24 protein-coding genes, 2 tRNA genes and 1 pseudogene are annotated in these 23,986 nt (G+C 71.2%); 10 read left to right on the forward strand and 17 right to left on the reverse strand.

Features of this window, described 5'->3' with window-relative positions:
- Nucleotides 1-47: 47 nt before the first annotated feature.
- A complete protein-coding gene (locus KALB_RS36275) occupies nucleotides 48-281 on the forward strand; it encodes an Lrp/AsnC family transcriptional regulator (RefSeq protein WP_025360580.1) in 234 nt (77 codons plus the stop codon).
- Between the two features lie 12 nt (nucleotides 282-293).
- Complete coding sequence (locus KALB_RS36280; protein WP_025360581.1) at nucleotides 294-866, forward strand: DUF3515 domain-containing protein; 573 nt, start codon at nucleotides 294-296, stop codon at nucleotides 864-866.
- A gap of 17 nt (nucleotides 867-883) precedes the next feature.
- Here KALB_RS36280 and KALB_RS36285 read toward each other — a convergent pair whose 3' ends face one another.
- Nucleotides 884-1,972, reverse strand: a complete 1,089-nt coding sequence (locus KALB_RS36285) for a D-alanine--D-alanine ligase family protein (RefSeq protein ID WP_025360582.1) — start codon at nucleotides 1,970-1,972, stop codon at nucleotides 884-886.
- Nucleotides 1,973-2,078: 106 nt separating this feature from the next.
- Between KALB_RS36285 and KALB_RS36290 the strand changes: the two genes are divergently transcribed.
- Nucleotides 2,079-2,729, forward strand: coding sequence for a hypothetical protein (locus tag KALB_RS36290; protein ID WP_025360583.1), 651 nt, complete (start codon nucleotides 2,079-2,081; stop codon nucleotides 2,727-2,729).
- Nucleotides 2,730-2,758: 29 nt separating this feature from the next.
- Here the strand turns inward: KALB_RS36290 and pdxR are convergent, their stop codons facing one another.
- Nucleotides 2,759-4,147: a MocR-like pyridoxine biosynthesis transcription factor PdxR gene (gene pdxR / locus KALB_RS36295; RefSeq protein ID WP_025360584.1), complete on the reverse strand. Its 1,389-nt coding sequence runs from the start codon at nucleotides 4,145-4,147 to the stop codon at nucleotides 2,759-2,761.
- A 67-nt stretch (nucleotides 4,148-4,214) separates the two neighbouring features.
- On the opposite strand from pdxR, the gene KALB_RS36300 reads away from it, so the two are divergent.
- On the forward strand, nucleotides 4,215-4,850 hold the full coding sequence (locus KALB_RS36300) for a pyridoxamine 5'-phosphate oxidase family protein (RefSeq protein ID WP_030109071.1): 636 nt from the start codon (nucleotides 4,215-4,217) through the stop codon (nucleotides 4,848-4,850).
- 244 nt (nucleotides 4,851-5,094) lie between these two features.
- Here the strand turns inward: KALB_RS36300 and KALB_RS36305 are convergent, their stop codons facing one another.
- The 5 genes from KALB_RS36305 to KALB_RS36320 form a co-directional block, all read right to left on the reverse strand.
- Nucleotides 5,095-5,565: a cysteine dioxygenase gene (locus KALB_RS36305; RefSeq protein WP_025360586.1), complete on the reverse strand. Its 471-nt coding sequence runs from the start codon at nucleotides 5,563-5,565 to the stop codon at nucleotides 5,095-5,097.
- Between the two features lie 63 nt (nucleotides 5,566-5,628).
- Entirely contained in the window at nucleotides 5,629-5,694 is a 66-nt protein-coding gene (locus KALB_RS50350) for a putative leader peptide (protein ID WP_420811842.1), read from the reverse strand.
- Between the two features lie 39 nt (nucleotides 5,695-5,733).
- A complete protein-coding gene (locus KALB_RS36310) occupies nucleotides 5,734-6,846 on the reverse strand; it encodes a cystathionine gamma-lyase (protein WP_025360587.1) in 1,113 nt (370 codons plus the stop codon).
- The gene (locus KALB_RS36315; RefSeq protein ID WP_025360588.1) at nucleotides 6,843-7,847 is read right to left on the reverse strand and encodes an NAD(P)H-dependent glycerol-3-phosphate dehydrogenase; all 1,005 of its coding nucleotides are present in this window, start codon (nucleotides 7,845-7,847) and stop codon (nucleotides 6,843-6,845) included. Before KALB_RS36315 ends, KALB_RS36310 begins: the two co-directional genes overlap by 4 nt.
- A gap of 9 nt (nucleotides 7,848-7,856) precedes the next feature.
- Nucleotides 7,857-8,576 (reverse strand): lysophospholipid acyltransferase family protein, encoded by a 720-nt coding sequence (locus KALB_RS36320; protein ID WP_025360589.1) that lies wholly within the window; start codon nucleotides 8,574-8,576, stop codon nucleotides 7,857-7,859.
- A 94-nt stretch (nucleotides 8,577-8,670) separates the two neighbouring features.
- On the opposite strand from KALB_RS36320, the gene cofC reads away from it, so the two are divergent.
- The 4 genes from cofC to KALB_RS36335 all read left to right on the forward strand — a co-directional run bounded on the left by cofC (nucleotide 8,671) and on the right by KALB_RS36335 (nucleotide 12,963).
- Nucleotides 8,671-9,297, forward strand: a complete 627-nt coding sequence (gene cofC, locus KALB_RS36325) for a 2-phospho-L-lactate guanylyltransferase (protein ID WP_236650098.1) — start codon at nucleotides 8,671-8,673, stop codon at nucleotides 9,295-9,297.
- A 17-nt stretch (nucleotides 9,298-9,314) separates the two neighbouring features.
- The gene (locus tag KALB_RS47210) at nucleotides 9,315-9,503 is read left to right on the forward strand and encodes a cold-shock protein (RefSeq protein ID WP_148309792.1); all 189 of its coding nucleotides are present in this window, start codon (nucleotides 9,315-9,317) and stop codon (nucleotides 9,501-9,503) included.
- Nucleotides 9,504-9,571: 68 nt separating this feature from the next.
- Nucleotides 9,572-12,037 carry an RNA degradosome polyphosphate kinase gene (locus tag KALB_RS36330; protein WP_025360591.1) on the forward strand — a complete coding sequence of 822 codons (2,466 nt, stop codon included), beginning with the start codon at nucleotides 9,572-9,574 and terminating at the stop codon, nucleotides 12,035-12,037.
- 2 nt (nucleotides 12,038-12,039) lie between these two features.
- The gene (locus KALB_RS36335; RefSeq protein ID WP_030109319.1) at nucleotides 12,040-12,963 is read left to right on the forward strand and encodes an NUDIX hydrolase; all 924 of its coding nucleotides are present in this window, start codon (nucleotides 12,040-12,042) and stop codon (nucleotides 12,961-12,963) included.
- A 170-nt stretch (nucleotides 12,964-13,133) separates the two neighbouring features.
- Here the strand turns inward: KALB_RS36335 and KALB_RS36340 are convergent, their stop codons facing one another.
- The 3 genes from KALB_RS36340 to leuC all read right to left on the reverse strand — a co-directional run bounded on the left by KALB_RS36340 (nucleotide 13,134) and on the right by leuC (nucleotide 15,992).
- Complete coding sequence (locus tag KALB_RS36340; RefSeq protein ID WP_025360593.1) at nucleotides 13,134-13,748, reverse strand: HU family DNA-binding protein; 615 nt, start codon at nucleotides 13,746-13,748, stop codon at nucleotides 13,134-13,136.
- Nucleotides 13,749-13,968: 220 nt separating this feature from the next.
- Complete coding sequence (gene leuD / locus KALB_RS36345; protein WP_025360594.1) at nucleotides 13,969-14,571, reverse strand: 3-isopropylmalate dehydratase small subunit; 603 nt, start codon at nucleotides 14,569-14,571, stop codon at nucleotides 13,969-13,971.
- 17 nt (nucleotides 14,572-14,588) lie between these two features.
- Entirely contained in the window at nucleotides 14,589-15,992 is a 1,404-nt protein-coding gene (gene leuC, locus KALB_RS36350; protein WP_025360595.1) for a 3-isopropylmalate dehydratase large subunit, read from the reverse strand.
- Between the two features lie 71 nt (nucleotides 15,993-16,063).
- Between leuC and KALB_RS36355 the strand changes: the two genes are divergently transcribed.
- Nucleotides 16,064-16,765, forward strand: a complete 702-nt coding sequence (locus tag KALB_RS36355) for an IclR family transcriptional regulator (protein ID WP_081789697.1) — start codon at nucleotides 16,064-16,066, stop codon at nucleotides 16,763-16,765.
- Nucleotides 16,766-17,433: 668 nt separating this feature from the next.
- Here KALB_RS36355 and KALB_RS36360 read toward each other — a convergent pair.
- The 4 genes and pseudogenes from KALB_RS36360 to KALB_RS36375 all read right to left on the reverse strand — a co-directional run.
- Nucleotides 17,434-17,506, reverse strand: a tRNA-Glu gene (locus tag KALB_RS36360).
- 69 nt (nucleotides 17,507-17,575) lie between these two features.
- Nucleotides 17,576-17,647 (reverse strand) — tRNA-Gln (locus KALB_RS36365).
- 137 nt (nucleotides 17,648-17,784) lie between these two features.
- Nucleotides 17,785-18,519 carry an HAD family hydrolase gene (locus KALB_RS36370; protein ID WP_025360597.1) on the reverse strand — a complete coding sequence of 245 codons (735 nt, stop codon included), beginning with the start codon at nucleotides 18,517-18,519 and terminating at the stop codon, nucleotides 17,785-17,787.
- A gap of 70 nt (nucleotides 18,520-18,589) precedes the next feature.
- Nucleotides 18,590-18,886, reverse strand: a pseudogene (locus tag KALB_RS36375) (glutamate--tRNA ligase); the annotation flags it as partial.
- Nucleotides 18,887-19,091: 205 nt separating this feature from the next.
- Between KALB_RS36375 and KALB_RS36380 the strand changes: the two are divergent.
- Nucleotides 19,092-20,318 (forward strand): FAD-dependent oxidoreductase, encoded by a 1,227-nt coding sequence (locus KALB_RS36380; RefSeq protein ID WP_025360599.1) that lies wholly within the window; start codon nucleotides 19,092-19,094, stop codon nucleotides 20,316-20,318.
- A gap of 189 nt (nucleotides 20,319-20,507) precedes the next feature.
- Here KALB_RS36380 and KALB_RS36385 read toward each other — a convergent pair whose 3' ends face one another.
- The 3 genes from KALB_RS36385 to cimA all read right to left on the reverse strand — a co-directional run bounded on the left by KALB_RS36385 (nucleotide 20,508) and on the right by cimA (nucleotide 23,732).
- Nucleotides 20,508-21,155, reverse strand: coding sequence for a LuxR C-terminal-related transcriptional regulator (locus tag KALB_RS36385; RefSeq protein WP_025360600.1), 648 nt, complete (start codon nucleotides 21,153-21,155; stop codon nucleotides 20,508-20,510).
- Nucleotides 21,156-21,326: 171 nt separating this feature from the next.
- The gene (locus tag KALB_RS36390) at nucleotides 21,327-22,100 is read right to left on the reverse strand and encodes a fumarylacetoacetate hydrolase family protein (RefSeq protein WP_025360601.1); all 774 of its coding nucleotides are present in this window, start codon (nucleotides 22,098-22,100) and stop codon (nucleotides 21,327-21,329) included.
- A gap of 9 nt (nucleotides 22,101-22,109) precedes the next feature.
- Nucleotides 22,110-23,732: a citramalate synthase gene (cimA, locus tag KALB_RS36395; RefSeq protein ID WP_025360602.1), complete on the reverse strand. Its 1,623-nt coding sequence runs from the start codon at nucleotides 23,730-23,732 to the stop codon at nucleotides 22,110-22,112.
- Between the last annotated feature and the right edge of the window lie 254 nt (nucleotides 23,733-23,986).

Below are 23,986 nucleotides of genomic sequence, written 5' to 3' on the forward strand. Positions count from 1 at the left end.
GCCACGTTCCTACCCCGTGCGGGCAGATCGAGACGAAGGGGCACGCCGTGGTCCACGCTTACATACTCATCCAAACCGAGGTCGGAAAGGCGGCTGCGGTCGCAGCTGAGATCTCCGGCATACCCGGCGTGTCCACCGCCGAGGACGTCACCGGCCCCTACGACGTGATCGTGCGCGCCGACGCGGACACCGTGGACCAGCTCGGCCAGCTGGTGGTCGCCAAGATCCAGAACGTGGAGGGCATCACCAGGACGCTGACCTGTCCGGTCGTGCACCTGTGATGAACTGAGCCCGTGCCAACCACCCTGTCCAAACCCGCGCTGGCCGCCGTGATCGGGCTGCCCGCGCTGCTGGCCGTGGGCGTGGCCGTGCTCGGCCTGGTCCAGGGAGCCCCGCCCCCTCCCCAGACCGCGACCCCCACCGCGGCAGCGGACCGTACCGGTCCGCTGCCGCTGGTGCCCGTCGACGCACCCGAGTCCGGCTCGGCCGACTGTGCCACCCTGGTCAAGGCCCTGCCCCAGCAGGTGCTCAACGGCGGGGCGACCGTGCCGCGCCGCGCGCTGAAAGACCCCGCCCCGCCCGCCACGGTGGCTTGGGGCGACGCCCAGCACGAACCGGTGGTGCTGCGCTGTGGGCTGGGCAAGCCACCAGAACTCGTGCAGACCTCGCAACTCGTGCAGACCTCCGGCGTGCGCTGGCTCCAGGTGACCGGGGACAGCGGGTCGGTCACCTGGTACGCGGTGGACCGGCCGGTGTACGTGGCGCTGACCACCCCGGAGGGCACCGGGAGCGGACCGTTGCAGGCCGTCTCCGACGCACTGCGCGGCGCGCTGCCGGAACGCCCCGTCTCGCCGAACCCGGGCTGAGGCCGACCCGAACGGGCTCAGCGCAGGCCGGTGCCGCGCGCGATGGCCGTGTCGATCAGCGTGCTGATCAGGCTCGGGTAGTCGATGCCGGTGACGCCCCACATCTTCGGGTACATCGACACGTGCGTGAAGCCCGGCATGGTGTTGAGCTCGTTGATGATCAGCTCGTTCTGCTCGGTGACGAAGAAGTCCACCCGGGCCAGGCCCTGGCAGTCCAGGGCGGTGAAGGCCCGCACCGCCATCTCGCGCAGCCGCTCGGTGACCTCGTCGTCCAGCTTGGCCGGGATGTCGAACTCGCAGGCCTCGTCGGTGTCCAGGTACTTCGAGTCGAAGTCGTACCAGTCCACGGTCTTGCTCACCATGCGGATCTCGGCGGGCAGCGAGGCCTCGACCCGGCCGTCGGGGAACTCCAGCACCCCGCACTCGACCTCGCGGCCCACGATCGCGGCCTCCACGAGCACCTTCGGGTCGATCTCGCGAGCGAAGGCGATGGCCGCGTCCAGGTCGGCCCAGTCACTGACCTTGCTGATCCCAGTGGAGGACCCGGCGCGTGCGGGCTTGACGAACACCGGCAGCCCGAGGCGGTCCTTCTCCTGCTGCGAGAGCGTGGCCCGGTCCCTGCGCAGCACCGCGTAGTCGCCGACCGGCAGGCCCTCGGCCGCCAGCAGCTTCTTGGTGTACTCCTTGTCCATGGCCACCGCGCTGGCCAGCACCCCGGGCCCCGCGTAGGGCACGTCGGCCAGTTCCAGCAGGCCCTGGATGGTGCCGTCCTCGCCGTACGCCCCGTGCAGCACCGGGAACACCACGTCGACCTTGCCGATCAGCTCGCCCTGGGCCGCGCGGTCCAGCGGCACCAGCCCGCTGCCGACCAGGGTCAGCTCGGCCCCGCCGGTGACCTCCGGCATGGCGCGCCCGGTCACCGCCAACTGCTCGGCCGTGCCGCTGCCCAGCACCCACGTGCCCTCGCGGGTGATGCCCACCGGGACGGCCTCGAACCGCTCCGGGTCCAGGTGGGCGAGCACACTGCCCGCTGAGACGCACGACACGCCGTGCTCGCTGCTGCGGCCCCCGAACACGACGGCGACGCGGATCCTGCGCTCTGTCATGGGACCCGACCCTACCCGTCCGGCGGTACCGCCCGGGTGACACAGTGCTCCCACCTAGGGGCCATCACCGATGTGCCGGGCGGAGTTCTGGGCGATTCTCGTTGCCATGTCGGGAAAACGATGGCGCCAGCTGACGCTGTGGCTGCACGTGGTCTGTTCGGTTGGCTGGCTGTCCCAGGCGCTGGCGCTGCTCGTCCTGACCAGCCTCGCCCTGGGCACGGCCGATGCCGCGGTGCGCGGCAGCGCGCTGACCATGGCCAAGCACCTGGACATGGCGCTGCTGGCCGAACTGGCCAACGTCTCGGCCTTCACCGGGTTCGTGCTGGCCGCCGCCACCGCATGGGGCTTCTTCCGGCACTGGTGGGTGCTGGTCAAGTTCGTGATCACCGTGGTGCAGCTCTACCTTGGCATCTTCGTGCTGGCAGGCGCCCTGCGGGAGGCCGCGCGCACCGGTGCGCCCTCGGTGTGGCTGGCGGTGGGCGCTGGGCTGATGGCCGCCGCGATCGCGTTCCAGGCCTGGGTCTCGGTGGCCAAACCCTGGGCGAAGACCCCGTGGGCGGGCGCGGGCAAGCTGCCGACCGCCCCGCGCTGGGTGTTCGTGCTCGCGGTGGCGGCCCCGGTGCTGGACCTGACCGCGGGCACCGCGCTGGGCTACCCGCTGCCCGCAGCCGAGGTGCTCGTGCTGGCCACGGTCCTGGTGCACCGCTCGCTGGCGAAGGACTCACCACGCAAGGTGCCCGCGGCCCTGCGAGCGTGAGCCGTGCTCGCCCACGCGGAGTAGCCGCCTCAGCTCACCAGCAGGTCCACCAGCACGGGCAGCACCCCGGTGAGCTGGTCGCGGGAACAGGCCGTGTAGCCGATCGCCACGCCGTACCAGCGGGAGTGCCCGGCGTGGTGGCGGCTGAGCGAGTCCAGCCGGAAACCGTGCCGCTCGGCCGCGTCCAGCACCTCGCGCTCGCGCTGCGCGGAGGGCAGCAGCACCACCACGTGCGCGCCAGCGTCATCGCCGAGCACCGGGATTCCCGCCGCCCGCAAGGCATCCACCACGAGCACCCGCCGCTCGGACAGCTCGCGGCGCAGTCGGCGCAGGTGCCGCCCCAGGTCCCCGTTGCGGGCCAGTTCCACCACCACGCGCTGCCCCGCCGCCGCGGGCTTCGTGCCGGTGCGCTCCCGGTAGGCGGTGATGGCGCTGGCCACCGGCGGGGGCGCCACCATCCAGCCCGCGCCCAGGGTCGGCGTGAGGATCTTGCTCGTCGTGCCCAGGTGCACCACCACGTCCGGGGCCAGCGCCGCCAGCAACGGCAGCGGGGCCACGTCGTAGCGCAGCTCCCCGTCGTAGTCGTCCTCGATGACCCACCAGCCCTCGGCGCGGGCCCGCTGCACCAGTGCGACCCGGCGCGCGGCGGGCAGGCGGCTGCCCAGCGGGTACTGGTGCGCGGGCGAGCAGTAGACCGCGCGCACCCCCGTTGGCACCTCGTCCACGAGCAGGCCGTGCCGGTCCAGAGGCGCTGGCAGCACACGGATCCCGGCCGCCTCGAAGGCGCCGACCGCCCGCTGGTAGCCCGGTTCCTCCACGGCCACGGCGTCACCGGGGCGCAGCACGGCGGCGGCCAGCTCCGCCACGGCCGCGCTGGTGCCCGCCGTGGCCAGCACCGCCTCGGTGGCCAGCCCGCCGCGGATGGTCAGACCCCGGTGGCGCAACAGGTGTTCCGCCACCACCTCGCGGTACTCGGGCAGTCCCGCGAGGTGGTGGCGGATCAGCGGGTCCGAGTCGGCGGCGCAGCGCCAGGCCCGGCGCCACGCGGCACGGTCCAGGCCGCCGACCCACGGGATGCCCAGTTGCAGATCGATCACCTCGCGCTCGGGCGGCGCGGGCCTTGGCCGGGCGGTGTCCACCGGCATGGCCCCCGGCGGGGTGGTCGTCACGTACGTGCCCGAGCCGTGCCTACCGACGATCCAGCCCTCGGCGTGCAACTGGTCGTAGGCCGCCGCCGTGACCGTGCGGCTGACCCGCAGGTGGGTCGCCAGGGTCCGGGTGGAGGGCAGCCGGTCCCCGCTGCGCAGCTGGCCCGCCGAGGCCGCGGCCCGCAGCGCGTCGGCCAGCTGCACCGCCAGCGGGGTGGCCGCGGTGCGGTCCAGCGTGATCAGCAAGGCGTCCGAGCTGTCGTCCGGCACTGAATTGGCCTTCCGAATTCGTTGAAAAGTGGCTCTTTTATGATGCCACTTGCCGCGCCAGGCTGGACTGGTGACTCGCCCACCACTCTCCCCGACCCCGCGCAGCACCCTCAACCGCGAGAAGCAGCGGGCCGTCTACGACCGGTCCGAGCTGGACGCGGTGCTGGACGGCGGACTGATCTGCCACCTCGGCGTGGTGCTGGACGGCGCGCCCGTGGTGCTGCCCACAGGGTACGGCCGCGACGGGGACACGCTCTACCTGCACGGTTCCAGCGGCGCGCGCAGCCTGCGTGGCGCCGACCAGGTCTGCGTCACGGTGACCCTGGTCGACGGCGTGGTCTACGCCCGGTCGGTGTTCAACCACTCGATGAACTACCGCAGCGCCGTGGTGCACGGTCAGGTCCGCAGGGTCGAGGAGCCCGCGGAGAAGCTGCACGGCCTGCGCGTGCTGACCGAGCACCTGTCGCCGGGGTCCTGGGACCACGCCCGCCAGCCCAGCAAGCGCGAACTCGCCGCCACCGCCGTGCTCGCACTGGACCTGACCGAGTCCTCGGTGAAGATGCGCTCCGGCGCCCCCGGCGACGACGAGGAGGACGTGACCGCCAACCTCGCCTGGGCCGGGGTCCTGCCCATCGTCACGACCTGGGGCGCCCCGGTCCCCGCCAGCGACCTGCCCATCCCAGCCCACGTCACGAACCGCTAGGCCCAAGCCCCAGCGCGTGTCGGACGTTCCGGTGCCGCGTGTCGGCGCTACCGGTACGGAGTGTTGGACGTTCCGGTGCGCGGTCCCGCGCGCTGGGAACATGCACGCCAAGTGCAGACACACCGAACGCCGAGCGCCGACACACCGCACGCGAAGCGCCGACACGCGCCGATTCGCCGGCCCCGTGTGCCGGGACTCGCGCTCCTGTGGCCGGGACTCGCGTGCTCCAGAGCGGGACTCGCGGTCAGGACTGGACTGGGCCGTCCACGGGGTCGAGGCGGTACGGGACCATCGGGGCGCGGGTGGGGCCGAACACGTGGATGCTCACCGCCGGATCGGTGCCCTCGTTGGCGACCTGGTGCACGTAGTCGGGGCCGAACACCCGCGACTGGCCGGTCCGCACCACGTGCAGCACCTCACCGGGCTGCCCTCGGCGGGCGACCCGCTCGCTGAGCGCGCCGGACACCACGGTGAACGCCCCCTCGGCGCCGCCGTGGTCGTGCAGGTCGGTGTGCTGCCCCGGCAGCCAGCCCATCAGCCACACCTCGTAGGTGGCGGTCCGCTCCACCAGCGCGGCCCAGCGCTCCACCGGGTCGTAGCGCAGCAGGTGCGCCCAGCGGGAGCGGTCCGCCGCGACCTCGCGGACGATCTTGGTTGGCTGCTGCGGGGCGGTGCGCACAGCGGAGATGACGGTGTTCTCGGGAACGGCGAACATGTGTGTCCTCAGTGGATTTTCGAGCGCGAACAAATCGCCGCCGCGACGGGCGGTCGGAGAGGATCAGCTCAAAGGACACAGCGCGCTGGCGACCCGGCGGAGGTCGATGTGACCCCGCCTACCGGTCATGGCGCGCAACAACACGTCACCAATTGAAGCGGCCCCGGCTCAACCGGTCAAGGTGGCCAGAGCGGAGAGCACGTCGGTGACCAGATCGTGGGAATCCTCGCAGCCCGCGGAGAACCGGACCAGCCCCTCCGGTACCGGGTCGCCGAACTGCGCGCGCCGGTCCAGGGTGCTGTGCAGGCCGCCGAAGCTGGTCGCCGGCAGCACCAGCCCGCTCGCCGCGAGGAAGCGTTCCACCGCGGCCACCGAGGGCAGTTCGAAGCTCAGCACCCCGCCGAACCGGCGCATCTGCCTGGCCGCCACCTCGTGCGCGGGGTCCTCCGGCGACCCGGGCCAGCGCAGGTTGGTCACCGCGGGGTGACCGCGCAGCGCGGACACCAGCGCCGCCGCGTTCTCCGCCTGGCGAGCAAGCCTCAGGTCCAGCGTGCCCAGACCACGGTGCACCATCCACGTCTCGAACGGACCCGGGATGGCCCCGCTGAGCGTGCGCTCCTCGCGCAGCCGCCGCGCCAGGTCCTCGTCCGCCGTGGACACGTGCCCGTACACGACATCGCTGTGCCCGGCCAGTGCCTTGGTGTCGCTGGCCACCGAGATGTCGGCGCCCAGCTCCAACGGCCGCTGCCCCAGCGGGGTGGCCGTCGTGTTGTCCACGGCCACCAGCGCGCCCGCCGCGTGCGCCAACTCCGCCACCGCGGGCAGGTCGCACACGTCCAGCCCGGGGTTGGACGGGGTCTCCAGCAGCACCAGCCTGGCCCCGCGCACGACCTCCGCCGTCCACGGACCAGTCGTGGGCACCTCGCGGACCTCAAGGCCCAGCGGGGCAAGCTGCTCGCGCACGAACCTGCGCGCGAGGAAGTAACCGTCCGAGGGCAGCACGAGCACGTCCCCGGCACCGAGCAGCACCCGGCACAGGGCGCCGATCGCCGCCATGCCGGAGGGGAACACCGTGCAGTGGCCCCGGTCCAGCGCGCCGATGGCCTGCTCCAGCGCGCGCCAGGTCGGGTTGCCCTGCCTGCCGTAGAAGTCCTCCGCGCCAAGGTGGTACGGCGCGGCGAACACGGGACCGGCCAGGAAGGGCTGTCCGGCAACGGGTCGCGCGGACCCCGCGTGCACGCAGGCAGTGCCGTCCCCCCAGTAACCGTCCGCCCTCTTCACGAGCGCTCCGCCTTCTGCGCCCTGCCCAACAGTTCGGCCGCCATCTTGCGCGGGTCGAGCCCGTCGTGGCAGACCCGGTGCACGCCATCGGTGATCGGCATGTCCACCCCGTAGCGCTGCGCCAGCTCACGGATCGAGGAGCAGGACTTCACGCCCTCGGCCACCTGGCCGTGCGTGGCCTCCTGTGCCTGCGCCAGCGTCTCGCCGCGGCCCAGCCGCTCGCCGAAGGACCGGTTGCGGGACAACGGGGACGCACAGGTGGCCACCAGGTCGCCCAGCCCGGCCAGCCCGGCGAAGGTCAGCGGGTCGGCCCCCAGCGCGGCGCCCAGCCGGGCCGTCTCGGCCAGGCCGCGGGTGATCAGGCTCGCCATGGTGTTGTCGCCGAAACCCAGCCCCGCGGCCATGCCACAGGCGAGCGCGACCACGTTCTTACAGGCGCCGCCGAGCTCGCAGCCCACCACGTCGGTGTTGGTGTACGGCCGGAAGTACTCGTTGGCGCTGGCCGTCTGGAGGGCCACCGCCCGCTCGTGGTCGGTGCAGGCGATCACCGTCGCGGTGGGCTGGCGGGCCGCGATCTCCTTGGCCAGGTTCGGCCCGGACACCACGGCGACCTGGTCCGCGGGCACCTGCGCCACCTCGGCGACGACCTCGCTCATCCGCTTGAGCGTGCCCAGTTCCACGCCCTTGGCCAGGCTCACCAGCGTGACGCCCTCGGGCAGCACCCCGCGCCACACGGCCAGGTTCGCGCGCAGGGTCTGGCTGGGCACCGCGAGCACCACGGCCTGCGCCCCGTCCAGGGCCAGTTCGGCGTCGGCGGTGGCGCGCAGCCCCTCCGGCAACCGGATCCCCGGCAGGTAGTCCGGGTTGAGCCGCTGCTCGGTGATCGTCTCGGCGATCTCCGGCCGTCTGGCCCACACCACCACGTCCCGGCCCGCGTCGACCAGGACCTTGGCGTAGGCCGTGCCCCAGGAGCCCGCGCCCAGCACCGCGATCCGCTGCACCACCACGCCTCAGTCCTCGCCCTGCTGGCTCGCCCTGGCCGGGGAGTAGAAGCCCGTCGGCCCCTGCTCCCCTCGGGCCTGCTCCAACAGTTCCTTGACCCGGTTCATCAGCAGGTCGGTGACCTCGCGCAGCACCTGGTTGGTCAGCGGCTGCTCCCGGTAGGCCGACAGGTCGACCGGTTCGCCGAACACCGTGGTGACGGTCTTGCGCGGGAAGGGCCGGAACTTCTTGTTGTAGCCGTCGTAGATCGCGCGCGTGCCCCAGCGCGCGGCCGGGATCACCGGCACGTCGTTGGCCAGCGCCAGCCGGGCCACGCCGGTGCGGGAGTTCATCGGCCAGCCGTCCGGGTCCTTGGTGATCGTGCCCTCGGGGTAGATCAGCAGCAGCTTGCCCTGGGCCAGCCCCTCGTTGGCCGCGCGCAGGCTCTCCTTGGCGTCGGCCGTGCCCCGGTACACCGGCACCTGGCCCGCACCGACCAGCACCTTGCCCACCACCGGGATCTTCCACAGGCTGGCCTTGGCCAGGAAGCGGGGCACCCGGTAGTTGCGGTGCACCATCACCGCGTCGAAGATCGGGTCCAGGTGCGAGACGTGGTTCATCACCAGCAGCACACCGCCCTCACCGGGCAGTCGGGGGCCGCTGGTCGGCCTGCGCGCCAGCAGTCCGGTCAGTGGGTAGAACACCACCGCGCACAACCCGATCCAGAACCCGCCACGTTCCCTGGCCATCCGTGCTCCTCGCGCTGCCCGTCCACAACGGCCCCGAGTCTGCATGGCGGGCTGTGCCGGGTCCAGCGCGGGTGGGTCGTGCAGGATGTACGACGTGCGTAGAACTGTGGACCTCGTCATCCCGGTGAAGACCCTGGACCGGGCCAAGTCGCGCCTGGTCGGGGCCGCTGACCGCGGGGTCGGCGACCCGGCGGCACACGCCGCGCTGGTGCTGGCCGTGGCCCTGGACACGGTGACGGCCGCCGCCTCGGCGCAGGGCGTGGGCAGGGTGCTGGTCGTCACCTCCGACCCGGAGCTGACCTCCGCACTGCACCGGATCGGCGTCGAGGTGCTGGCCGACGGGCCCGAGCCGGGGCTCAACTCCGCGCTGCGCCACGGCGCCGCCGCACTGGGCCCCTCGGTGGGCGCGCTACAGGCCGATCTGCCCGCGCTGCGCCCTGCCGAGTTGTCCGCCGCGCTGGCCGAGGCCGGGGACAGGCGGGCGTTCTGCGCCGACCGCCAGGGCACCGGCACCACCCTGTTGCTGGCCGCCCCCGGCGAGCCGCTGGACCCGCGCTTCGGTGTCGGCTCGGCCACCGCGCACACCGAGTCCGGCGCGGTGCCACTGACCGGTGACTGGCCCTCGCTGCGCTGTGACGTGGACACCGCCGAGGACTTGGCGGTCGCGGCGCGAATCGGTTTCGGTCCGCGCACCGCGGCGCAATTCGTGCTTTCGGCGTAATGGCTTATGGTCACCGTGTGGAACAGGCCACGGTGCACACCGCGCACCCCGACGGTTCGCTGACGCTGCTGCGTGACGACGGGGTGCTCCTCGACGCGTCGGCCGAGGCAGTGCGGGCCGGGGGCTGGCGGGCACCCCGTGCGGGACAACGGGTCGCCCTGCACCGTGCCGCAGGTCTCGTAACGCGGGTTGATCTCCCCGCATAAACCGCACGTTCACCGTGTCGTACGTCCTGGGCAGCGCGTTTTCGGCGAGTCTGAGCAACAATGGCCGCGTGCGTACGGACAACGACGACGAGCAGGCAAAGCCCTCGACAGAGCCGACCAAGCCCGCGCCCGCCAAGAGCAGGCAGCCTCGGGCGACCACCCGGCGAGCCGCCGCCACGCCTCGTACGACCACCGCGCGCAAGGCCAAGGCCGAACCGGCGCCGAAGGCTGCCGAACCGAAGGCGGCCCCCGCCAGGACGACCCGGGCCAAGAGCACCCAACCCAAGGCGGCCCAACCTCAGGCAGCACAGCCCAAGGCAGCGGCGGCCAAACCCGCGGCCACCCGGACGCCCCGGCGCAGCACCGGGTTGACGAAGGCGGAACCGGTAGCGGCCGCGGGCAGAGCGGCCGAGCCCGAGCAGCACCGATCCCCCTCGGCACCGCCCGCGGTGACGGCACCGATCGCCGAGACCGATCTGCCCGACGACCGCTACTTCAACCGGGAACTGTCCTGGCTGGACTTCAACGCCCGGGTGCTGGCGCTGGCCGAGGACTCCTCCCAGCCGCTGCTGGAGCGGGCCAAGTTCCTGGCGATCTTCGCGTCCAACCTGGACGAGTTCTACATGGTGCGCGTCGCGGGCCTCAAGCGCCGCGAGGAGACCGGCCTGTCCGTGCGCAGCGCCGACGGGCTGACCCCGACCGAGCAGCTGAGCCGGCTGGCCGCGCGCAGCCAGGAACTGGTCGGCCAGCACGCCAAGGCGTTCCTCAACGAGATCAGGCCCGGCCTGGAGCAGCACGGCATCCGCATCGTGTCCTGGCAGGACCTGGGCAGCCACGACCAGTTGCGGTTGTCCAACTACTTCAGCGAGCAGGTCTTCCCGGTGCTGACCCCGCTCGCGGTGGACCCGGCGCACCCGTTCCCGTACATCTCCGGGCTTTCGCTCAACCTCGCGGTGACGGTGCGCGACCCGGAGACCGGGCGCGAGCAGTTCGCGAGGGTCAAGGTGCCCGACAACGTGCCGCGCCTGGTGCGGGTCGAGGCCGACCGGCGCAGCGGCACCGCGACCTTCCTGCCGCTGGAGGAACTGATCGCCGCGCACCTGGGCGAGCTGTTCGCGGGCATGGACGTCAGCGAGTGCCACGTCTTCCGCATCACCCGCAACGCCGACCTGGAGGTCGAGGAGGACCAGGACGAGGACCTGCTCAAGGCCCTGGAGCGGGAACTGGCGCGTAGGCGCTTCGGCCCGCCGGTGCGCCTGGAGGTCGGCGACGACATGAGCGAGCACGTGCTCGAACTGCTGCTGCGCGAGATGGACGTGGAGCCCGACGAGGTCGTCGAGGTGCCCGGTTTACTGGACCTGTCCTGCCTGTGGCAGGTCTACGGCGTGGACCGCAAGGAGCTCAAGGACCCGCCGTTCGTGCCGGCCACGCACCCTGCCTTCGCCGACCGCGAGACGCCCAAGAGCGTGTTCGCCACCCTGCGCGAGGGCGACGTCCTGGTGCACCACCCGTACGACTCCTTCTCCACCAGCGTGCAGCGCTTCATCGAGCAGGCCGCCGCGGACGAGAACGTGCTGGCCATCAAGCAGACCCTGTACCGGACCTCCGGTGACTCGCCGATCGTGGACGCGCTGATGGACGCGGCCGAGGCGGGCAAGCAGGTCGTGGCGCTGGTGGAGCTCAAGGCGCGCTTCGACGAGGAGGCCAACATCAAGTGGGCCCGCGCGCTGGAGCGGGCGGGCGTGCACGTGGTGTACGGGCTGGTGGGCCTCAAGACACACTGCAAGACCTCGCTGGTGATCCGCCAGGAGGGCTCCACCATCCGGCGCTACTGCCACATCGGCACCGGCAACTACAACCCGAAGACGGCTCGGCTGTACGAGGACGTGGGCATCCTCACCGCGGAGCCGACCATCGGCGCCGACCTGACCGACCTGTTCAACGTGCTGACCGGCTACGCGCGCCAGGACACCTACCGCAGCCTGCTGGTCGCGCCCTACGGGGTGCGGCGCGGCATCGTGCAGCGCATCGAGCGGGAGATCGAGCACGCCCGCGCGGGACGTGCGTCCGGGGTGCGGCTGAAGATGAACTCCTTGGTGGACGAGCAGGTCATCGACGCGCTGTACCGGGCTTCCCAGGCGGGCGTGCGGGTCCAGGTCGTGGTGCGCGGCATCTGCGCGCTCAAGCCCGGCGTGCCCGGTCTGAGCGAGAACATCCAGGTGCGCTCGATCCTGGGCCGCTTCCTGGAGCACTCCAGGATCGCGCAGTTCCACGGCAGCCAGGAGCTGTGGATCGGCAGCGCGGACATGATGCACCGCAACCTGGACCGCCGCGTCGAGGTGATGCTGCGGGTGACCGATCCCAAGCTGATCGCGCAGCTGTCCTCGGTGCTGGACTCCGCGCTGGACCCGGCGACCCGCTGCTGGGTGCTGGGCACCAGCGGCACCTGGGACCCCTCGCCCTCGGACGGTTCGCAGGTGCGCGACCACCAGGCCGAGCTGATGCGCCAGCACAGTGCGAAGGAACAGGTGTGACGATCCACGCTGCCGGTGTCGCCCTGTGGCGCCGGACCCCGGCCGGTGAGCTCGAGGTGGCCGTGGTGCACCGGCCGCGCTACGACGACTGGTCGCTGCCCAAGGGCAAGTCGGACAACGGGGAGACGGTCCCGGAGACGGCGTACCGGGAAACGGTCGAGGAGACCGGTTACCGGCCCGTGCTGGGTCGCAGGCTGCCCTCGGCGCACTACAGCGTCGAGGGCAGGGCCAAGGTGGTGGACTACTTCTCCGCGCGGGTGGCCGGGGGCTCCTTCCTTGCCAACGAGGAAGTGGACCGGCTGCGCTGGCTCAGCCCTGCCAAGGCGGCCAAGGCGGTCACCCACCGGCACGACCGCGCGGTGCTGGCCGAGCTGACCGCGGTGCCCGTGGACCTGACCACCGTGCTGCTCGTGCGGCACGCCAAGGCGGGCAAGCGGGACGAGTGGCCCGGGGAGGACGACCTGCGCCCGTTGAGCCCGGCAGGACTGCGCCAGGCGGCGGGACTACGCCGCCTGCTGCCGTTGTTCGGCGCCGACCGGGTGCATTCCGCCCCGCTGGTGCGCTGTGCGGACACGGTGCGCGGGGTGGCCGAGGACCTGGACACTCAGCCGATTGCGGAACCGCTGCTGTCCGAGCGGCACTACTGGGACAGCCCTTCCGCGGGGGTGGCCCGTCTGTTGGAGATCGCCGCTGCCGGTGGCACCCCGGTCGTTTCCAGCCAGGGCGGGGTCATTCCCGACCTGGTGACCCGGTTGGCCGATCTGGGCGGGGTGGAATTGCCTGCCGTGCAGGCCAAGAAAGGCAGCCTCTGGGTGCTGTCGCTGACCCCCGCGGACAACGGCCGATCCGGTGCGGCACCGCGACTGGTCGCCGCGGACTACTACCCCAGTCCGCTGCCCGCCCCACGCCCCAGCGGGAAATACTGACAGTTCGTCGCGAATTGCCGTTGCCGGGCAACGAGAGCGCGAATAGGGCGAGGGACCTGCCGATTGGCGTATCGGCAGGTCCCTCGCCCTGGTACTCGCCCGGCACGCGCGGGTCGTGTGTCGGGACGTAGCGCGACCGGCTCAGTGGGTGGCTGCTCCGGTCACGGCATTCACTTCTTGGCGGCAGCGGCCTTCTTCGGCGCGGCCTTCTTCGCGGTGGCGGTCGCCTTCTTCGGCGCGGCCTTCGCGGTGGTGGTCGCCTTGGCGGCGGCGGCCGGCTTCGCGGCAGCGGCGCGCTTCGGGGCGGCCTTGGTGGCGGTCGCCTTGGCGGCGGCCGGCTTCGCGGCGGGCTTGGCGGCAGCCGTGGTCCGACGCGTGGTGGCCGGCTTGGCAGCGGTGGCGGCGGCGGCCCTGGTGCGGGTCGCGGCCGGCTTCGCGGCAGCGGCGGGCTTGGCGGCAGCGGTCGTGGTGCGCGCGGCCGGCTTGGCGGCGGACACCTTCGGCAGCTTCTTGGCACCGCTGATGACGTCCTTGAACGTCGTACCAGCGCGGAAGGCGGGAACGTTGGTCTTCTTCACCTTCACGGTCTCGCCAGTGCGCGGGTTGCGCGCGGTGCGGGCGGCACGCGCCCGCTTCTCGAAGACGCCGAAGCCCGTGACGTTGACCTTCTCGCCCTTGTGGACGGTGCGGACGACGATGTCGACCAGACCGTCGACCGCGGTGCTGGCGGCCTTCTTGTCGCCGAGACGCTCCGCAAGAGCCTCAATCAGTTGGGCCTTGTTCACCTTCAGTCCCTCCCAGGACACTTTCGGCCCTGATGTTGGGCCACTTCTGGCACACGGTAAGCCCTAACGCCAAGAATTTCCACGCGCCACGCCCATTTTTCTCTTGGCGATGCGCCGGATCCGCTCCTCTGGGGGACACAAACCCCGATTCGGCAGCGGCGAGGGAGAGTCTGAGAGGCCGCCGGAATGCCTGCCGCAGCAGGAATCCGGCGGCCCTCGATCAGCCGGTCACGACGGGGTTCGTTGTCGGCAGCCAACTTGGCCGTGCGGCTTCGAAACCGTCGATCTCGGCGACGTTTCGCAAGGTCAGGCCGATGTCGTCCAGTCCTTCCAGCAGCCGCCAACGGGTGTAGTCGTCGATGAAGAAGGGCGCGGAGAAGTCCTTGGCGCGGACCACCTTCGCCGCCAGATCGACCGTGACCTCGGTGCCCGGCTCGTTCTCCAGCAGCTTCCACAACAACTCGATGTCGGCCTGCTCACACTGAGCGGCCACCAGGCCCTGCTTGCCCGCGTTACCCCGGAAGATGTCGGCGAACCGGGCGGAGATGACCACCCGGAAGCCGTAGTCCATCAGCGCCCACACGGCGTGCTCCCGCGAGGAGCCGGTGCCGAAGTCCGGGCCCGCGACCAGAACGCTGCCCGCGCGGTAGGGCTCGGCGTTGAGCACGAAGTGCTCGTCGGCGCGCCAGGCGGCGAACAGCCCGTCCTCGAACCCGGTGCGGGTGACCCGCTTGAGGTAGACGGCCGGGATGATCTGGTCGGTGTCCACGTTGGACCGGCGCAGCGGCACGCCGACCCCGGTGTGGCTGGTGAAGGGTTCCATGTCTGCTCAGGCGCCTTTCAGTCCAGGTCCTCGGGCGAGGACAGGGTTCCGCGCACGGCAGTCGCCGCGGCCACCAGCGGGGAGACCAGATGGGTCCGCCCGCCTTTGCCCTGCCTGCCCTCGAAGTTGCGGTTGGAGGTCGACGCGCTGCGCTCACCGGGCGCGAGCTGGTCGGGGTTCATACCCAGGCACATCGAGCAGCCCGCCGACCGCCACTCGGCCCCGGCCTGCGTGAACACCTCGTGCAGCCCTTCGGCTTCGGCCTGTGCGCGCACGCGCATCGAGCCCGGCACGACGAGCATGCGCACCTGCTGGGCCACCTGCCTGCCGCGCAACACCTCCGCGGCGGCCCGCAGGTCCTCGATGCGCCCGTTGGTGCAGGAGCCCAGGAAGACCGTGTCCACGTGGATCTCGCGCAGCGGGGTACCCGGGGTCAGGCCCATGTAGGCCAGGGCCTTCTCCGCGGCCACCTTCGCGTTGTCGTCACCGAACTGCTCCGGGTCGGGCACCCGCTCGCCCAGCGGCAGGCCCTGCCCCGGGTTGGTGCCCCAGGTGACGAACGGGGTGAGGCTGTCCGCGTCGATGTGCACCTCGGTGTCGAACTCCGCGTCGGCATCGGTGCCCAGCGAGCGCCAGTACTCCACCGCGGTGTCCCAGTCCGCGCCACGCGGGGCGTGCGGGCGGCCCTTGAGGTACTCGAAGGTCGTCTCGTCCGGCGCGATCATGCCGGCCCGTGCGCCCGCCTCGATCGACATGTTGCACACGGTCATCCGGGCCTCCATGGACAGCGCGCGGATCGCGCTGCCCCGGTACTCCAGGATGTAGCCCTGGCCGCCGCCGGTGCCGATCTTCGCGATCACCGCGAGGATCACGTCCTTGGCGGTGACCCCGGGCCGCAGCTCCCCCTCGACGTTGATCGCCATCGTCTTGAAGGGGCGCAGCGGCAGGGTCTGCGTGGCCAGCACGTGCTCCACCTCGGAGGTGCCGATGCCGAAGGCGATCGAGCCGAACGCGCCGTGCGTGGAGGTGTGGCTGTCCCCGCACACCACCGTCATGCCGGGCTGGGTCAGGCCCAGCTGCGGACCGACCACGTGCACGATGCCCTGCTCCACATCGCCCATCGGGTGCAGCCGCACGCCGAACTCCGCGCAGTTGCGGCGAAGCGTCTCCACCTGGGTGCGCGACACCGGGTCGGCGATCGGCAGGTCGATGCCGACCGTGGGCACGTTGTGGTCCTCGGTGGCGATGGTCAGGTCCGGCCTGCGCACCGGCCGCCCCGCGAGCCGGAGCCCGTCGAACGCCTGTGGGCTGGTGACCTCGTGCACCAGGTGCAGGTCGATGTAGATGAGATCGGGCTCTGCTCCGTCGCCCTTGCGCACCAGGTGCGCGTCCCACACTTTCTCCGCCAGCGTGCGGCCCATTGCTCCTCCGAGTGCTGCCCAGGATTTCGCGGATCTGGACTTCCCACATGTCGGGAAGCTAGTATCGCGACGTGGGACAGCATAGCGGGATCGGAGTTCTGGACAAGGCCGTGGCCGTGCTCAGCGCGGTGGCGAAGGATCCGTGCGGGCTCGCCGAGCTCTGCACGCGAACCGGTCTGCCGCGCGCCACCGCGCACCGGCTCGCCGTCGGCCTTGAGGTGCACCGCTTGCTGCGCCGCGGATCCGACGGCCGGTGGCGTCCCGGCGCGGCGCTGGCCGAACTCGCCGGTGGCGCCACCGATCCGTTGCTCGACGCGGCCTCCGCCGTGCTGCCGAGGCTGCGCGACATCACCGGGGAGAGCGTGCAGCTCTACCGGCGCGACGGGATGCAGCGGATCTGCGTGGCCGCGGCGGAACCGCCGAGCGGCCTGCGGGACACCGTGCCGGTCGGCGCGCGGTTGCCGATGACCGCCGGGTCCGGGGCCAAGGTGCTCGCCGCGTGGGCGGACCCCGCGACCCAGCGCTCACTGCTGACCGAGGCGCTGTTCGGCGAGCGCACCCTGTTGGAGGTGCGCCGGCGCGGCTGGGCGCAGAGCGTCGGCGAGCGCGAGCCCGGTGTCGCCAGCGTGTCCGCACCCGTGCGCGACTCCAGCGGTGTGGTCATCGCCGCCGTCTCCGTTTCCGGCCCCGTGGACCGCATGGGCCGCCGACCCGGTGGCCGCTGGGCCGCCGACCTGCTCGCCGCCGCCGAGGCCCTCCAGAACCGCCTCTGACCCCACCGCCAAACCCCGGGCTGGGGCCGCACTCGCCCCAGCCCGGCGACGACGAGCCCCGGCCTGAGGCGGGCGAGTCCCGGCCTGAGGCACACGAGTCCCGCCCAGCCGCACGCGAGTCCCGCTCTGGGGACGACGAGTCCCGGCTTGAGGCGGGCGAGTCCCGGCTAGTAGCGCGCAAGTCCCGCTTCAGGGACGGCGAGTCCCGGCCCAGTGACGGCGAACCCCGCCCTACCACGCGCGAGTCCCGGCCAGTAGCTCGGCGCGGAACCTTGACCGTGTCTCGCCGACGACCACCCAGCCACGCTCGCCGACGCGGGCCATGTCCTGAAAGTGCCGTTCAGGACACTGGATGCCCTGAACGGCACTTTCAAGACACCGCAGCCTCGGCTCGGACCGGATACCAGGTCAACGATGCGCGACGCGCCAGTAGTGGCGCGCAAGCCCGGCTCCGGGGACAACGAACCCCACCCTGGCGCGGGCAAGTAACAGCGATCAGGGGAGCACCAGTCCCGCTCTGCCGTCGACCACGGTCATGAAAGTGCCGTTCATGACACTGACCGTCCCAAAGGGCACCTTCATGACCCCACGCCCCGGACAAGGGCCTGACAGACCCAAAAAGCGAAAGAGCTCTGGGTAGCAATGCCACCCAGAGCTCTCACACTCTGTAGCCCCGACGGGATTCGAACCCGCGCTACCGCCTTGAGAGGGCGGCGTCCTAGGCCGCTAGACGACGGGGCCAGGACTTTCTCTTACTGGACTTACCTTAGCAGATCCTCGGGAGGACCTTGCACCGGGGGTTGTCCAGTGCTGGGGTACCAGGACTCGAACCTAGACTAACTGAACCAGAATCAGTCGTGCTGCCAATTACACCATACCCCAATGGCATTCTGATCAGCTTTGGGCTGTCCAGCTCTCTTGCCCGTGGCCTCTCCGTGCTGCCGGAATGAATACTAGACCATGAGTGGCCAGAACACGAAATCGACCCCCCACGTGGGCCGACTGCGCTGGTCAGAGGCTCAGCAGACGCCGCCGGACAGCTCGCACACGATCAGCTCGGGCAGCTCCGCCAGACTGCTGATGGTCGATACGCCCGAAGGCGCAGGACCCGACTCGCCCGTCCGGTTCAGCCACACCCCGTGCATTCCCGCGTCGCGGGCGCCGATGGCATCCAGATCGAGCCGGTCACCCACGTGCACGGTCTCGGCCAGGTCCACGCCCAGGTCGAGACAGGCGGTGCGGAAGATGGCGGGATCGGGTTTGGCAACCCCGAGCTCACCTGCGATGACGACCTCGTCGAAGAACTCGGAAAGCCCCACCGCGGCGATCTTCGCGCGCTGATGGGGCCCCGAGGCGTTGGTCACGGCGGCCACCTTGATGCCGGTGGCGCGCAGCCAGTCCAGGCAGGGGAGTGTGTCCTCGAACACCCGCCAGGACTGCTCCATCGCGTCCAGCCGGTACTGCTCCCTGCGGTCGACCTCCGCGTCGTCCAGGCACTCCCCGAGGTCGGCGAAGAAGGCCCTGGTGCGCTCGCGGCGCATGGTGTCGTAGTCGCACTCGCCCGAGATGACCCGCGCCACGTGCTCGTCGGTCGTGCGCTGCCAGGCCAGCCAAGCGTCATCGCGGCCGATCATCGCGCTCAACACCGATCTCACCGAACCGCCGTAGTCAATCAGCGTGTCGTCGATGTCCAGGCAAACTGCTCGGATTTCGGCGGTCTTCTGTGCGGGAACAGCGGGGAGAACGGATGTCACCAGGTGAGGCTAGGTGTGCGAAGCAGGTCGGCGATTCGGCTAACAAGGTGATCCTGCGGCCGAGTTGCGGTCACTCTCCGCCGATGTTCGATTCCAGTACGCGGTTGGGCCGGTCCAGCGAACGTTCGCGCCCCAGCAGGACCATCGACTCGTAGAGCAGCGGTGACACAGTGCGACCGGCCACAGCCACCCTGACCGGGGCGAATGCCTTGCACCGCTTGAGCCCCACGCCGTCGACGAGGACCCCCTCGACACCCGCGGCGGTCCCCTCCGGCAGGGCCGTCAGCGCCTGGATGGAGGCCGCCAGCACCGCCCGGGCGTCGGCACCAAGCGCCTTCGCAGCCGAACCCACCTTCGGGGTGAATTCCTCCTCACGGGTGACAGAAAAGCAATGATCGACCGCGCCGCGGAGAGCACCGTGCGCAGCGGGATCTGCCGAGCGTGACGGAGAGCAGGTCCGCTCCGCGGGCGGCGTCGGCGCCCTCGACGCGGACCGGGTGAACCGGCTTGACCTCGACCTGTCTCAGGAGCATCCTGAGCTTATTCAACGAGTGTTGAAAAGAGGGGTCGAGATGGACAGGACGACGTGTTGTGTGGTGGGTGGCGGCCCTGCGGGCATGGTGCTGGGGCTGCTGCTGGCGCGGGCGGGCGTTGACGTGACGGTGCTGGAGAAGCACGGCGACTTCCTGCGCGACTTCCGCGGCGACACGGTGCACGCCTCGACGCTGAACCTGCTGGACGAACTGGGGCTGGGTGAGGCGTTCGCGAAGGTGCCGCACCAGAAGGTGACGGAACTGGGACTGCCGGTGGGCACCGACACGACCCTGCCGGTGGACCTGACGAGGTTGCCAGGCAAGCACAAGCACATCGCGATGGTGCCGCAGTGGGACTTCCTGGACATGCTCGCCGAGGCGGCCAACGCCGAGCCGGGCTTCCACCTGCGGATGAACACCGAGGCCACCGGCCTGATCACCGACGGGGGCCGGGTCACCGGGGTCGCCTACCGCACCAGGGACGGCCAGACCGGCGAGATCGCCGCCGACCTCACGGTGGCCTGCGACGGGCGCGGCTCGCTGCTGCGCGCGGCCAAGGGCCTGGGCATCCACTCGTGGCAGGTGCCGATGGACTGCTGGTGGTTCCGGCTGCCACGCACCGAGGCCGACCGGCGGGGCCTCGGCGGGGTCATCGGCGCCAACCGGATGCTGATCTACATCGACCGCGGCGACTACTTCCAGATCGCGTTCCTGATCGAGAAGGGCAGCGACGCGCGCTGGCGCGAGGAGGGCGTGCGGTCGCTGCGGGACAGCATCGCGGGAATCGCGCCGTGGCTGGCCGACCGGCTGGACGCCGTCGAGTCGCTGGACGAGGTCAAGCTGCTGGACGTCAAGCTGGACCGGCTGGACAAGTGGTTCGACGAGGGCCTGCTGTGCATCGGCGACGCGGCGCACGCCATGTCACCGGTCGGCGGGGTCGGCATCAACCTGGCGGTGCAGGACGCCGTTGCCACGGCACGACTGCTGGCCGGACCGCTGCGCCGGGGCACGGTGACGACCGCCGACCTGGCCAAGGTGCAGCGCCGTCGCAAGCCGGCCACCGTGATCACCCAGGGCATGCAGCGCCTGCTGCACGACAAGGCCATCAGGCCCGCCTTGCAGGGGCGGATGGACATCGCTGGTGGCCAGCGGGCGCCGTTGCCGCTGCGGGTGCTGGCGAAGTTCCCGGCGCTGGGCATCCTGCCCGCCTACCTGATGGCGATCGGCGTCCGCCCCGAGCACGCCCCCGGGTTCGCCCGCCGCTGAGGACTCACCGGGTGCGGCCCCAGCGCGTGTCGGCGCTTCCGGTACCGCGTGTCGGACGTTCCGGGACGGCGTGTTGCGCCGACACACCGCACGGGAAACGCCGACACGCGGTGCCCTGCGCGGGACTCGCCCGCGGCAGAACGGGACTCGCGCGCCGGTGGACGGGACTCGCGGGCCCCAGAGCGGGAGTCAGTGCGGGACGCGGCCGCTGAGGACCATGGCGACGACCTGGGCCCGGTCCCGTGCGCCGAGTTTGCGCAGGATCGCCTTCACGTGGGTCTTCACGGTGTCGGTGCTGATGAACAGGTGGCGGCCGATGCTGGTGTTGTCCAGCCCCTTGAGCATCTCGGCCAGCACGTCGAACTCACGGGCGGACAGCTGGGGAAGCCCCGTGTGCGGCGGCAGCTCCGCTGGCGGGCTCACCAACCCGCCCAGCCTCGGGTCGGGCAGGGTGTCGGTGCCGGTGAGCACCTCGGCGAACGCGGGCAGCAGCTCGCGCAGCGGGGTGGTCTTGAGCAGGTAAGCGGAGGCCCCCTCCTCCAGTGCCGCCTTGGCCCATTCGGGGCTGTCCATCTCGCTGACCACCGCCGTGCGCGCCGTGGGCCGGTGTTCGCGCACGTCGCGCACGGTGCGCAGCGGCCCGCCTCCCGGCACGCACAGGTCGGTGATCACGAGGTCGACGAGCAGCCCGCGCAGGCAGCGCAGCGCCTCGGCGGAGGTGTGCGCCACACCGACCACCCGGAAGCGCCGCGTGCGCTGCAAGCTGATCCGCAGTCCCTCGGTGATCAGCTGCGACGCGTCGACCAGAAGGACCCTTGCCGGATCGCCGATCTCCATCGATCACCTCCGCGGCGGCGTTGACGCAGATTGCTGACCTGGACGGTTTCGCAATCCGCGTCAACGCGGGATAGCACGCCGCGGTTCACCTCCGGAAGCCGCCGGAGGGCCGGTACCCGCGAAGTTGGGCCGACCGGCCGACGGTGGCACCCGCCGGGCCGCCCAGTCCGGTTAGGCCAGCGCGACCTTGTTGGTCAGGGTGCCGATGCCCTCCACGCTGACCGAGACGGACTGGCCCTCGGCCAGCGGACCGACCCCGGCGGGCGTGCCGGTGAGGATGACGTCCCCGGGCAGCAGGGTCATCGAGCGGGTGATCCACTCGATCAGCTCGCCCACCCCGTGCAGCAGCTCGGAGGTCCGCGAGTCCTGCTTGAGCTCACCGTCCAGCTCGGTGCGGATCTCCAGGTCGGAGGGGTCGAGGCTGGTCTCGATCCACGGGCCGAGCGGGCAGAACGTGTCGTGCCCCTTGGCCCTGGTCCACTGCCCGTCCTGCTTCTGCTGGTCGCGGGCGGTGACGTCGTTGGCGATGGTGTAGCCCAGGATCACCGAGGCGGCGTCCTCCGCCTTGACGTCCTTGCAGGGCAGCCCACCGATGACCACGGCCAGCTCGCCCTCGAAGTCCACCCGCGAGGACTCGCGGGGCAGCACGATGGTGGCGTCCGGGCCGATCACCGAGGTGGACGGTTTCATGAAGATGACCGGGTCGGCGGGCGCCTCACCGCCCATCTCCCTGGCGTGGTCGGCGTAGTTCTTGCCAACGCACACCACCTTGGACGGGCGGATCGGGGCCAGCAGCTGGACGGAGGCCAGCGGCCAGGTGCGGCCGGTGAACTTGGGGTCCTCGAACACCGAGGTGGCGAGTTCGGCAGCGATCAGGCTGTCCGGCTCGCCACCGATGGCGACGAAGGACGCCCCTTCCGAGTGAGAGATACGAGCGAAGCGCACCTGACCAACTTAGCCGCCCGCGGCCACCTGGCGGACCCGCAGCGCCTTGTGCGCGAGAGCGTCACACAGCGCGAGCCAGCTGGCCTCGACGATGTTGCCGTGCACACCCACGGTGACCCACTCGCGTTCCCCGTCGGTGGACTCGACCAGGACCCTGGTCACCGCGTCGGTCCCGGCGTGGTCTGTCAGTATGCGCACCTTGTAATCGGCCAGCTCCACGGTGTCCATCCAGGACAGGTGCGGCAGCAGTGCCTTGCGCAGCGCGGCGTCCAGGGCGTGCACCGGGCCGTTGCCCTCGGCGGTGGCGATCACCCGCTCCCCACCGACGTGCACCTTGACCGTGGCCTCGGACACGACCTCCCCGTCCGGGCGGTGGTCCAGCAGCACCCGGTAGGACTCCAGGGTGAACGGCGGTTCGTCCACTTCGGACAGCTCGGCGCGCAGCAGCAGCTCCAGCGAGGCGTCGGCCGCCTCGAAGGACCAGCCCTTGGCCTCCAGCTCCTTGACCCTGCGCACGGCGGAGCCGACCGCCGCCTCCTGACCGGTCAGGTCGAGCCCGAGCTCACGTCCCTTGAGCTCCAGGCTCGCCCGACCGGCCATCTCGGTGACCAGGACCCGCATGCCGTTGCCGACGGTGACCGGATCGATGTGGTTGTACAGCTCCGGATCCACCTTGATCGCGCTCGCGTGCAGCCCCGCCTTGTGGGCGAAGGCCGAGGCCCCGACGTAGGCCTGGTGGGTGTCGGGGGCGAGGTTCGCGATCTCCGCGAGGGCATGGGAGACGCGGGTCAGCTCGGCGGTGGAGTCGGTGGGTAGCACCGGCATGCCGAGCTTGGTCACGAGGTTCCCGATGACGGCGAACAGGTCGGCGTTGCCCGCCCGTTCCCCGTACCCGTTCGCGGTGCACTGGACGTGGCTGGCGCCCGCCTGCACCGCGGCGATCGTGTTGGCCACCGCGCAGGAAGTGTCGTCCTGACAGTGGATGCCGACGCGGAAGCCGGTACGCGCCATGACCTCCGTGACGGTTTCCGCCAGTTTCAACGGCAGCTGCCCGCCATTGGTGTCGCAGAGCACGACCACGTCCGCGCCGCCGTCCACAGCGGACTCCAGCACGCGCAGCGCGCAGTCCGGGTCGTGGGCGTAGCCGTCGAAGAAGTGCTCGGCGTCGAGGAAGACCCGGCGGCCCTCGGACACCAGGTACCGCACGGTGTCGCGGACCATCGCGCAGTTCTCGGCGAGGTCGGTGCGCAGCGCGCGCTCGATGTGCCTGCGGTCGGACTTGGCCACCAGCGTGACCACCGGGGCCTGGGAGTCCAGCAGTGCGCGCACCTGCTGGTCCTCCTGCACGGCCACGCCCGCCTTGCGGGTCGCGCCGAAGGCCACCAGCACGGCGTGCCGCAGCTCCAGCTCCCCCGCCGCGGCCCTGGCGAAGAACTCGGTGTCCTTGGGCAGCGCGCCCGGCCAGCCGCCCTCGATGAAGCCCACCCCGAGGCCGTCGAGCAGTCTGGCCACGGCCAGCTTGTCGGTGGCCGAGTAGGTGATGCCCTCGCGCTGTGCCCCGTCGCGCAGCGTCGTGTCGTAGACGTGGAAGCCGTCGCCGAGCGGCGTTGCGGCGGGACTGGTGCGGGTCACTTGTCGCGCTCCTCGCGGTGGTGGGGTCGGGCCCTGAAAAGCAAAAAGACCCCCTGCGAAGGCAAGAGGTCTGCGCACCGGGTGCTGGACTACAGCACTACCCGGTGCGCGGGGGAATAATGATCATGCCGTGGAGGGCCACGTTTTCATGCTCGCACACACACGCCGCCCGTACCAAGCCTCGGGCCAAAACTCCCACCCGTTGGGATGACTGCGCCGTTCGGCGCCCATCTGGTCCACCTCGGCGGAATTGG

The organism is Kutzneria viridogrisea DSM 43870, from assembly GCF_000525635.1.
GTDB classification, from domain to species: Bacteria; Actinomycetota; Actinomycetes; order Mycobacteriales; family Pseudonocardiaceae; genus Kutzneria; species Kutzneria viridogrisea.